General features: G+C 64.9%; 10 protein-coding genes. 6 read left to right on the top strand and 4 right to left on the bottom strand.

The annotated features are described in order from the left end of the window. Positions 1-63: 63 nt before the first annotated feature. Positions 64-753 (bottom strand): scavenger receptor class F, member 2, encoded by a 690-nt coding sequence (locus JAO82_RS05440; protein WP_198685349.1) that lies wholly within the window; start codon positions 751-753, stop codon positions 64-66. A 106-nt stretch (positions 754-859) separates the two neighbouring features. Between JAO82_RS05440 and JAO82_RS05435 the strand changes: the two genes are divergently transcribed. The 5 genes from JAO82_RS05435 (at position 860) to JAO82_RS05415 (ending at position 7,717) form a co-directional block, all read left to right on the top strand. Continuing rightward, entirely contained in the window at positions 860-1,627 is a 768-nt protein-coding gene (locus JAO82_RS05435) for a uracil-DNA glycosylase (protein ID WP_198685348.1), read from the top strand. Then, complete coding sequence (locus JAO82_RS05430; protein WP_198685347.1) at positions 1,620-2,240, top strand: LysE family translocator; 621 nt, start codon at positions 1,620-1,622, stop codon at positions 2,238-2,240. Before JAO82_RS05435 ends, JAO82_RS05430 begins: the two co-directional genes overlap by 8 nt. Before the next feature lie 3 nt (positions 2,241-2,243). Further along, a complete protein-coding gene (gene moaB / locus JAO82_RS05425) occupies positions 2,244-2,786 on the top strand; it encodes a molybdenum cofactor biosynthesis protein B (RefSeq protein ID WP_198685346.1) in 543 nt (180 codons plus the stop codon). Between the two features lie 98 nt (positions 2,787-2,884). Further along, positions 2,885-4,342: an efflux RND transporter periplasmic adaptor subunit gene (locus JAO82_RS05420; protein ID WP_198685345.1), complete on the top strand. Its 1,458-nt coding sequence runs from the start codon at positions 2,885-2,887 to the stop codon at positions 4,340-4,342. 3 nt (positions 4,343-4,345) lie between these two features. Beyond that, complete coding sequence (locus JAO82_RS05415) at positions 4,346-7,717, top strand: efflux RND transporter permease subunit (protein ID WP_198685344.1); 3,372 nt, start codon at positions 4,346-4,348, stop codon at positions 7,715-7,717. Here the strand turns inward: JAO82_RS05415 and JAO82_RS05410 are convergent. Both JAO82_RS05410 and JAO82_RS05405 read right to left on the bottom strand, forming a co-directional pair. Continuing rightward, a complete protein-coding gene (locus tag JAO82_RS05410; protein WP_332872490.1) occupies positions 7,675-8,142 on the bottom strand; it encodes an NUDIX hydrolase in 468 nt (155 codons plus the stop codon). The two genes, JAO82_RS05415 and JAO82_RS05410, sit on opposite strands and share 43 nt — an antisense overlap. Further along, positions 8,139-8,951 carry a protein-disulfide reductase DsbD domain-containing protein gene (locus JAO82_RS05405; protein ID WP_198685343.1) on the bottom strand — a complete coding sequence of 271 codons (813 nt, stop codon included), beginning with the start codon at positions 8,949-8,951 and terminating at the stop codon, positions 8,139-8,141. The genes JAO82_RS05410 and JAO82_RS05405 overlap by 4 nt, the downstream gene beginning before the upstream one ends. A 162-nt stretch (positions 8,952-9,113) precedes the next feature. Here JAO82_RS05405 and JAO82_RS05400 point away from each other — a divergent pair, with 162 nt between their 5' ends. Continuing rightward, a complete protein-coding gene (locus tag JAO82_RS05400) occupies positions 9,114-9,668 on the top strand; it encodes a YqgE/AlgH family protein (protein WP_198685544.1) in 555 nt (184 codons plus the stop codon). On the opposite strand, the gene JAO82_RS05395 is transcribed toward JAO82_RS05400, so the two are convergent. After that, on the bottom strand, positions 9,665-10,612 hold the full coding sequence (locus tag JAO82_RS05395; RefSeq protein ID WP_198685342.1) for an L-threonylcarbamoyladenylate synthase: 948 nt from the start codon (positions 10,610-10,612) through the stop codon (positions 9,665-9,667). The two genes, JAO82_RS05400 and JAO82_RS05395, sit on opposite strands and share 4 nt — an antisense overlap. Positions 10,613-10,667 lie beyond the last annotated feature (55 nt).

The raw sequence follows: 10,667 nt of genomic DNA, 5'->3' as shown, positions 1-10,667 counted from the left end.
TAGGAACCGGCGTCCTGCGGGGCAATAGAGCGTGCTGTCAAGAAGCCGGATGGAACCGCAACACTATTGTCCTTCGGGGCGTGCCTTGGGCTTCGTCGGCTTGCAATCGCCCTTGGCGGTGCAGGTGGTGCCGGGTGTGCAGAGCGTGCCGCCAGCGCAGCGCGTCGCGCCCGCTTGCGAACAGTCGCCATCCGCAATGCACAGGCTGCCCGGCAAACACCAGCGCCCGTTGCCGCAATCGGTGGCGTTCTGCGGCACGCAGCCCCGGATCAATGAACATTTGAAACCGGCATCGCAGACCGAGCCCGTATCGCATTTCTTCGCCCCCAGCCGCGAACAGCCGCCGGTTGGCAGGCATTGGGTGCCAGTCGGACAGCTGCGCCCCAATCCACAATCGATCCGCCCCTGCGCAACGCAGTTTCCGGCTTGTCCGCAGGTGGTGCCGGGTGGGCAGACCTGACCGCGGGCGCATTTGCTGGCACCGGGCGGTTCGCATCCGGTGCCGTTCTGCTTGCAGATGAAGCCCGGTGGACAGCTGCGCCCGCCACCGCAATAGCTGTGCCCTAGGGGGATACACTTGCCGTCAAAGGCACAGCGCGCGCCCAGCGGGCAGCAGGTGGTCAGCCCGCAACGGATGGTACCGATGGGGCAGTCTTTGCCCACGCCGCCGGTGCCGAACTGCGTTTGCGCGCCCAAGGGGACGGGCGCGAGCGCAATCAGACAGAGGACCAGCAGGAGCAGAGCGCGGCGCATCGGGTTTCCTTCGCGCCCAGTTTAGCGGCAGGGATGGTGTACCCAAAGCGTTTTGACGCGGCTGCGGTGGCTTTCCCTTGGCAGCGGGTCAGGTAGTATGGGCGCAATGGAATCGAACCTTCATCCTGATATGGCGCGCGCGCTGCTGGAATGGCAGTGCGACATGGGCGCGATCGACCCGATCGGCGATATGCCGGTGGACCGCTATGCGCTGCCCGAGGCCAACCCCTGGGGGCGGCAGGCGCGGCAGGCGGCACTGGCCGTGCCGGTGCTCGATCCTGTCGAGTCGCCCGTGGAAACCGCACAAAAGGCCGCAAAGGGGGCCGGGACGCTGGACGCTTTGCGCGCGGCGTTGGCGACGTTTGACGGCTGCGAGCTAAAAAAAGGCGCGCGCAATCTGGTCTTTGCCGACGGTACGCCATCAGCGCGCGTGGTGATCGTCGGCGAGGCACCGGGCCGCGAGGAGGACCGCGCCGGGCGCCCCTTTGTCGGGCAGGCGGGGCAGTTCCTTGATCGGATGCTGGCCGAGATTGGCCTGTCGCGTGAAAGCAATGTCTATATCACTAACGTGCTGCCTTGGCGGCCTCCGCAGAACCGCACCCCCACGGGTGAGGAAATCGCGATGATGCTGCCCTTTGTCATCCGCCATATCGAGCTGATCGCGCCCGAAGTGATCGTGGTGATGGGCAATACCAGCACCAAGGCGCTTCTGGACAAGTCCGGCATCACGCGGCTGCGTGGGCACTGGCACGAGGCGCTGGGCCGACCAGTGCTGCCGATGCTGCACCCGGCCTATCTGCTGCGCAACCCGATCGCCAAGCGCGAGACCTGGGCAGACCTCTTGGCCTTGCAGGCGCGGTTGCGCGATGGTTGATCCGCTGATCCTGCTGGCCTTTGCCCCTGCGGCGCTGGCGATGAACCTGACGCCGGGGGCGGACATGATGTTCTGTTTGGGGCAGGGGCTGCGCGCCGGACCGCCTGCGGCGCTGGCGGCCAGTGCGGGTGTGTCCGCCGGGGTGATGGCGCATGTGGTTCTGGCCGGCGTGGGCCTTGGCGCACTAGTGGCGGCGCTGCCGTGGCTGTTTGATGCGATCCGCTGGATTGGCGTCTTCTATCTGTTGTGGTTGGCTTGGGGCGCGTTCCGCGGGGTCAGGGCCGAAGGAACCATCTCCGACACCGGTACCGGGCGGGCGTTTCGCACCGGCTTTTTGGTGAACCTGACCAACCCCAAGATCATCCTGTTCGTGCTGGCCTTCGTGCCGCAATTCATCGTGCCGGGGGCCGGGCCGATCTGGGCGCAGTTTCTGATCTTTGGCGCGGTTTTGTCGCTTGGTGGGCTGGTGATCAACGGATTGGTCGGCCTGTTTGCCGGTCGCGCCCGCCGCCGCCTTGTGGGCAATCCGCGCGTCGCGCGCTATCTGGGTTATGCCAGCGGCACAATCTTCACCGCGCTGGCCATTCGGCTGGCGATTCTGGAAAGGACTTGAAACATGTCGCGTATCGACGCAAGCCGGGAATTCATTCCTGTGCGCATCGCCATCCTGACGGTCTCCGACAGCCGCACCCTGGAGCAGGACCGCTCGGGGGCGGTGCTGGTGGACCGGCTGACATCTGCAGGGCACATTCTGGCGGATCGCAAGATCATTATCGACGACCGCGAACAGATCGTGGCGCAACTGCGCGACTGGATCGCCGATGACGGCGTTGACGTGGTGATCTCGACTGGCGGCACCGGTCTCACTGGGCGCGATATCACGGTCGAGGCGCATCGGGATGTCTATGAGAAAGAGATCGACGCCTTTGGCACTGCCTTTACCATGATCTCGATGGAAAAGATCGGCACCAGCGCCATTCAAAGCCGCGCGACCGGCGGAGTTGCGGGCGGCACCTATCTGTTTGCGCTGCCCGGCAGCCCCGGCGCCTGCAAGGATGCGTGGGAGGGGATACTCTCGCAGCAACTGGATTATCGGCACCGACCCTGCAACTTTGTCGAAATAATGCCGCGTCTTGATGAGAAATTGCGACGGAAATAAATTGCGCCTGCGTTGATACCTTTGTGATTTGGCATTTCGCCTTGTCGCGTTAGGCTGTTTTATCGGTCGCACCGTTGCGGCCCAAGGGCGATTTACGCATGCGATTTCTAAGGCAAAGTCTGTTTGGCGTCTTTCTAGCGGGTGTGACGCTGGCGCTGCTGCTTTACGCCGGGCAGGTGGTGATATCGGCGATCCAGACCCGGCTGGGTGCGGCGCCGCAAACGCCGCCCGCGCGCGAACGGGTGTTTGCGGTCAACCTGCAGACCGCGACATCCGCCACGGCGACGCCGATCCTGCACGCTTATGGTGCGGTGCAAAGCCGCCGCACGCTGGAATTGCGCGCCGCGGTTGGCGGGCGGGTGATCGAATTGGCCGACGCCTTTGAAGAGGGCGGTGTCGTGCGCAAGGGGAAGGTTCTGCTGCGTATCGATCCCGCCGATACACAGGCGGCGCTGGACCGGGCCGAAAGCGATTTGATGGATGCCGGGTTCGAAGTGCGCGATGCCGAACGCGGGCTGGAACTGGCCCGTGCCGAATTGGCGGCGGCGCAGGATCAGGCCAAGCTGCGCGAGCGCGCGGCGGCGCGGCAGAATGATTTGCAGGAACGGGGCGTTGGCAGCGCAGCGCTGGTTGAAACCGCTGATCTGGCGGCTTCGGCGGCGCGGCTGGCGGTGCTGTCGCGGCGGCAGGCGGTGGCGCAGGCCGAGGCGCGCGTAGATCAGGCCGCCACCCGGCAGGCGCGCGCCGAAATCGCACTGGACGAGGCGCGGCGGCAACTGGACGAGACCACACTGACCGCCGGGTTCGACGGCACCTTGTCCGAGGTCCGGCTGGTCGAGGGGCGACTGGTCACGCCCAATGAGCAACTGGCGCTGCTGGTCGATACGGATGCGCTTGAGGTCGCGTTTCGGGTCTCGACCGCACAATATGCGCGGCTGCTGGACGATACGGGGCGGCTGATCGCGGCTCCGGTGGCGATCACGCTGGATGCGGCGGGAGTTGAATTTATGGCTACCGGCAAGATCAGCCGCGACAGTGCCGCCACCGGCGAGGGTCAGTCGGGGCGATTGATCTTTGCGCGGCTGGAGGATGCGCGGGGCTTCAAGCCCGGCGATTTCGTCACCGTTGCGGTGCAGGAACCGCCCTTGGACAATGTCGTGCGCCTGCCCGCGTCTTCTTATGACGCCGCCAGCGGCACGGTGCTGGTGCTGGATGGCGAGGATCGTTTGCGCGCGCTTGCGGTCACGCTGCTGCGCCGGCAGGGCGACGAGGTGTTATTGCGTGGTGCCGGGCTGGCTGGTCAGGAGGTCGTGATCGGGCGTACGCCGCTGCTGGGCGAGGGCATCCGTGTGCGCCCGCTGCGCGACGAGGCGGCGCTGGGCGATGAGCAGGTGATGCTGGACCTGACCGAGGAGCGGCGCGCGGAACTGGTCGCGCTGGTGCAGGGGGACGGCACCTTGCCGGACGAGGCAAGGGCGCGGTTGCTGGCGCAGCTCGACGCGGCACGCGTACCGGTTGCGCTGATCCGACGCATCGAGAACCGGCGCGGGGGGTAGGCCATGCGCGATATTCCCGGCAAGGCGGAAGGGCTGCTGTCCTATTTCACGCGCCACCGCACCGTCGCCAACCTGCTGCTGGTTCTGATGTTGGCGCTGGGCGCGGCGGCGATCCCCAACATGCGTGCACAATTCTTTCCCGACGTGATCGTCGACAGCGTGAATGTCACCGTGCTCTGGGATGGTGCTGGGCCCGAGGATGTGGACAGCGCTATCGTGCAGGTGCTGGAGCCGACCCTCCAGGCGGTGGACGGGGTCGAGGAAACTCGCGCCACCGCGCGCGAGGGGCGGGCGAGCATTGCGCTGGATTTCGAACCGGGCTGGGACATGGGCCGCGCCACCGATGATGTACAGGCGGCGGTTGATGCCATCACCGAATTTCCGGAAGAGGCCGAAGAACCCGCCGTGCGCCGCGCCAGCTGGCGCGACCGGGTGACCGATGTGGTGATCACCGGACCGGTCGCGCCGCAGCAACTGGGCCAGTTCGCAGACGAGTTGGTGACGCGGCTGTTCGCGGCCAGGGTGACGCGCACGACGATCCAGGGGCTGGCCGCGCCCGAAACCGTGGTCGAGGTGCCGACTGTCAAGCTGATCGCCCATGACGTCACCATGACCGAGATCGCCGCTGCGATCCGGGCCGAGGTCGATGCGGACCCGGCCGGCGATGTGAGTGGCGCCAATGCCCGCGTGCGCACCGGCACCGAAAAACGCGCGCCCTTCGATATCGCCGGCATCGTGTTGCGCCGCAATTCCGATGGGTCGACGCTGACCATTGATGATGTGGCGCGGGTGCGTGTTGAGGGCGTCGACCGCGAACGGGCTTATTACGTTGGCGGCGATCCGGCGATGGCAATACGCGTCGATCGTTCGAATGCGGGCGATGCCATCGCGATCCAGAAAACGGTGGAAAAGGTCGTGGCGGAACTGCAGGCCAGTCTGCCGCAGGGCGTCACGGTGGAGCTGATCCGCACCCGTGCCGAGGCGATTTCGGGGCGGTTGAACATCTTGATGGAAAACGGCCTGATGGGCTTGGGCCTTGTTCTTGTGCTGCTATTCCTGTTCCTGAATGCGCGCATTGCTTTCTGGGTGGCGGTGGGGATACCGGCGGCGATGTTCGCGGCGATCGCGCTGATGTATGCGGTCGGACTGACTTTCAATATGGTGTCGCTCTTTGGGCTGATCATCACATTGGGGATCGTGGTCGACGATGCCATCGTGGTGGGCGAACACGCCGATTTTCGCGCCCGCCGGCTAGGCGAATCTCCGGTGGTCGCTGCCGAAAATGCAGCACGACGCATGGCGATGCCGGTGGTCGCGGCGACGCTGACCACGGTGCTGGCCTTCTTTGGGCTGACGGCGGTGGGCGGTCGGTTTGGCGACTTGATCGCCGATGTGCCGTTTACCGTGATCGCCGTGCTGCTGGCCTCGCTGGTGGAATGTTTCCTGATCCTGCCGAACCACCTGCGCCACGCCATCGCCCATTCCGCGCGCGAGCACTGGTATGATTGGCCCAACCGGCAGGTCAATCGAGGTTTTCGCTGGTTCCGCGACACGCTGTTCCGCCCGCTAATGGCTTGGGTCGTGACGGCCCGTTACGTGGTCATGGGGGCGCTCATTCTGGTGCTGGCCAGCCAGATTGCGTTGTTGGTTTCCGGGCAGGTGCAGTGGCGCTTCTTTAACGCGCCCGAGCGCGGCTCGGTGACCGGCGATTTCGCCATGGTCGAGGGAGCCACCCGCGCCGACAGCCTTGCGATGATGCAGGAAATGCAGCGCGCAGCCGAGGAACTGGGCGGCGAATACGCGGCGCGTTATGGCACCAACCCGCTGGAATACGTGATGGCGCAGATCGGCGGTAATGCGGGCCGGGGCCTGTCGGGGGCCGAAAACAAGGATGCCGACCTTTTAGGCGGCATCAATATCGAACTGATCGACGCCGATTTGCGCCCCTATTCCAGTTTCGCTTTTGTCGGTGAATTGCAGGAGCGCGTGCGCCCGCACCCGATGGTCGAAACCGTCAGCTTTCGCGGCTGGCGGTCGGGGCCGGGGGGCGATGCGCTGGACGTGCAGTTCTATGGCGCGGATGTGGACACGCTGAAACGCGCCAGTCTGGACCTGCAAACCGCCCTGATGCGCTACCAAGAGGTTTCGGGGCTGCAGGACAATCTGCCCTATGACAAGGAGGAGTTGATCCTTGACCTGACACCACAAGGGCAGGCGTTGGGTTTTGACATGGAGGGCCTCAGCCGTGTGCTGCGCGCCCGATTGAACGGAATCGAGGCCGCGACCTATCCCGCCGGACGGCGCAGCGCCGCGATTCGCGTGGAACTGCCAGAAAACGAACAGACCGCGGATTTCCTTGACCGCACCTATCTGCGCGCGGCCTCGGGGGCTCATGTGCCGCTGGCCGATATTGTCAGCGTCGCGCGGCGCACCGGGTTTTCCACAGTGCAGCGCGAGAACGGGCTGCGGGTGATTTCGGTGACCGGTGACCTGTCCGAGGACAACCCCGCCCGCGCCGCCGAGATCATGCAAGCGCTGGAAACCGAGATTCTGCCGCAACTTGCCGCCGAGCTTCAGGTGGAGTGGCGGCTGGCCGGGCTGAGCGAGCAGGAGAGCGATTTTCTGTCCGACGCGCTGACCGGGCTGATCCTGTGCCTGACGGGCATCTATCTGGTTCTGGCCTGGGTGTTTGCCAGCTGGACCCGGCCGCTGGTGGTGATGGCGGTCATTCCCTTCGGGCTGATCGGCACGATTTGGGGCCATTACATCTGGGAGGTGCCGCTGAGCATGTTCACGGTGGTGGGGCTGCTGGGATTGAGCGGAATCATCATCAACGATTCCATCGTTCTGGTCAGCACCATAGACGAATACGCGAAGACGCGCGGGCTGATTCCGGCGATTGTCGACGCTGCCGCAGACCGGCTGCGCCCGGTGATGCTGACCACGCTGACCACGGTGCTGGGCCTGATGCCGCTCCTGTATGAGAAAAGCCAGCAAGCGCAGTTTTTGAAACCGACGGTGATCACGCTGGTCTATGGACTGGGTTTTGGCATGGTGCTGGTGCTGTTACTGGTCCCCGCGCTAGTGGCCGCGCAGAATGATCTGATCCGCCCACTGATTGCATTGCGCCGCGGCCTGCGCAGCAGGGTGATTCGCGGCACTGTGGGGCTGGCGCTGACGCTAATGGCGCTGTGGTTGGGGCTGACCATGCACTGGCCGTTGTTGGCCGGCACATTGCCGACGGCTTTGCGCTGGGCGCTGCCGGGGCTGGCGCCGATGCAAGCGGGGCTGGTGCTGTTCCTCTGCGGTGCAGCGCTGCTGGTTTTGGGGGTCTATCTGGTCTCGATGCTGAGACTGGCGCGGCGCCGTAGCTGAGCGAATCGATTAGACGCCAGCTCGGCCAGTTCCGCGACGCGGGCGCTGGTTTTCAGCGTTCCCGCGCGCAATGTCTCCAGCGAGATCCAGGCCACGTCAAAGGCATCATCCCCGGCGACCGGCGTGCCCGCGCGGTATTCGCACAGAACCGCCGCCAACAGGTAATGCACCGCCAGTGCGCCGTTTTCATCATGGCGGATCACATCGATATTGGTCAGATATTCGACCGGATCGGCGCGCAGGCCGGTTTCCTCGTGCAGTTCGCGCATGGCGGCCTGCAGTGCTGTTTCGCCCGGTTCCACATGGCCGCCGGGAAAGCCCCATAATCCGCGGTCAGGCTGATGGGCGCGCCGCACGAGCAGAAAACGGTCGCCGCGCTGCACCACTGCCAGCGCAGCAAGAAGTGGCGTGACAGATGTGCTCACGGTGCAGCGCAGCCCATGATGTCGACGGCGCGGGAACGGCCCAGAACCGTGATGCGGATGGCCGAGCGATCCAGCGCGAACCCGCCATTGCCCTCATGATACAGGTCTGTGGTCGCGGTCAGCACGTCCCCCGCCCGCGTGTGCTGCGTCTGCGAGGCCCAGATCGCCGGGTCGCCGGGTTCGATCACCGCGACCTCGGGCTCGCCGGTCGGGGGCATGGTGATTTGCGCGGTTAGGCGGACGCCGCCGTCGATGGGGGCAATCCGGCAGGTGGTTTTACGCATGCCCGACTCGGCAGCGGAATAGGGACGCTGTGCCAATGCGGCGGCAATGGCGGGATTGCGCGCGGCCTTCGGGTCCAGTGCACTGTCGAAGGTGACAGAATCGGGAATGCAGATGTCGCGACAGATGCCCAGCTCAATCCGGCCCGACAGCCGCACTGGGTTGCCGGGTTTCGCGGGCGTGATCTCGACCGGCAGAACCAGCCGCGATTCATAACCGATGGACTGGAACCCGCTTTGATCGAACACGATTGGCGTCGGCCAATGGATCCGTACAGCCGCGACATTATGTGAGTCGCGCCAATCGAACCGCGGCGGGATACCGGCCTCGCCCGGGGCGCGCCAATAGGTCTTCCAGCCCTCGGCCAGCGTCAGTTCCAGCGCTGCCATCTGGGTGCCGCGTTCGGTTACACCGCCATCCAGCACTCCAACCTGCACCAGTTCTTCGGTGCCGGTTTGCGCCGGGGCGGGCATCGGCAGGGCTACCGCCACACCAAGCGCGAGCACAAGGGATGATGTCTTAATCATGCGCTATTGATGCGCTTCTGCGCCATGAAGGACAAGTCACGTTCGGGTCATTGGCTTGTAATTCACGCCGGCTGTTCCAAATCATGTCGGACATGGCTCTTGCATGGCCGGGTCTGCACGGTCATGCTGAAAAGATAAATATTTGAACATAGGCGAAGTATGATGGACCTGACCGGCAAATTGCTGATCGCGATGCCCGGAATGGGAGATATGCGATTTGAACATTCGGTGGTTGTCATGTGCAGCCACAATGACGAAGGCGCGATGGGGCTGATTCTGAACAAGCCGGCAAGCGACGTGCGTCTGTCGGATTTGCTGGATCAGTTCGACATCGTGCCGGACCCGCCCAGCCGCGACATGACGGTGCATTTCGGCGGACCGGTGGAAACCGGTCGCGGATTCGTGCTGCATTCCAGCGATTATGTCTCGAACCTGCAGACGCTGACGATCAATGATTGGCTGAGCATGACCGCAACGATCGATATTCTTGAGGATATCGCCGTGGGCAAGGGGCCGGAACGGGCGCTGATGATGCTGGGCTATGCCGGCTGGGGACCGGGCCAAATCGAGAGCGAAATCGCTATGAACGGCTGGTTGACCGCCGACCCCGAAGCCGAGTTGCTTTTCTCCCGCCCGGATCATGAAAAATGGGAGGCGGCGCTGAAGCTGCTCGGGGTCGATCCCCTGACCTTGTCGGCTGCGGCAGGACGGGCTTAATCCCGTGGCGCGGCGGCGCGGTGCAAGCGGTCGTTGATCGCGCGGCCCAACCCGTGATCGGGAACCGGCGCAACAGCAATCGGGCGACCGGTTGCATCAAGCTGGTGCAGATGCCCGAACAGATTAGCCGCCGCTTCGATGAGATCGCCGCCGGGCGACAGGTTGAGGTCGCAGCCCATGTCGCCAAACCCAAGCAGCACTTCGCCCGGGCGGGCGGTCTTGGCGTTCAGCCGCACCTGAGCCTGCGGCGCATAATGCGAGGCCAGTTGCCCCGGCGCGCTGGGCGTAGTGGGGGATTGCGGCGCGGCAAGACTCTGGCCCAACAATGCTTCGACCGCTTCGGCGGCGATACCTCCCGCACGCAGCAGGCGGGGTGTGCCATCCAATGCAAGGATCGTGGATTCCAGCCCGACCGGGCAATGGCCATCGTCGATTACCGCCGCGATGCGCCCGTCCAGACCGGCCAGCACATGCGCCGCCGTTGTCGGGCTGATCCGCCCTGATGGGTTGGCTGACGGCGCGGCCAGCGGTCCGTCAAAAGCGCGCAGCAGCCCTTGCGCCGACTTGTGGGCAGGGACGCGGACTGCCAGCGTTTCCAGCCCCGCGGTGGCCAGTGGCGAAATCCCGTGACCCTCGCGCAGCGGCAGCACCAAGGTCAGCGGTCCCGGCCAGAACGCATCGGCAAGGCGCGTGGCGATGTCGTTCCATTGGACATAGCGGCGCGCGGCATCGGCATCAGCGACATGGACGATCAGCGGGTTGAAGGCGGGCCGCCCTTTGGCCGCGTAGATCGCCGCCACCGCCACGCCGTTGCGTGCGTCGGCGCCAAGGCCATAGACTGTCTCGGTCGGGAAGGCGACCAAGCGGCCCTCACCCAGCAGATTGGCGGCGCGGGCGAGATCGGCTTGCGCGGTGCCAAGCAGTTCAGTTTGCGGTTGGGGCATGGCGGAATGCTGCGTTTTGGTTGTGGGACCGGCCTGCGTGGTCTGCTATAGGGAC

Origin of the sequence: Pontibaca salina, assembly GCF_016307205.1 — a bacterium.
GTDB classification, from domain to species: domain Bacteria; phylum Pseudomonadota; class Alphaproteobacteria; order Rhodobacterales; family Rhodobacteraceae; genus Pontibaca; species Pontibaca salina.
Note: the sequence above shows the minus strand (reverse complement) of the source record. Positions and strands in the feature narration are given on the sequence as shown.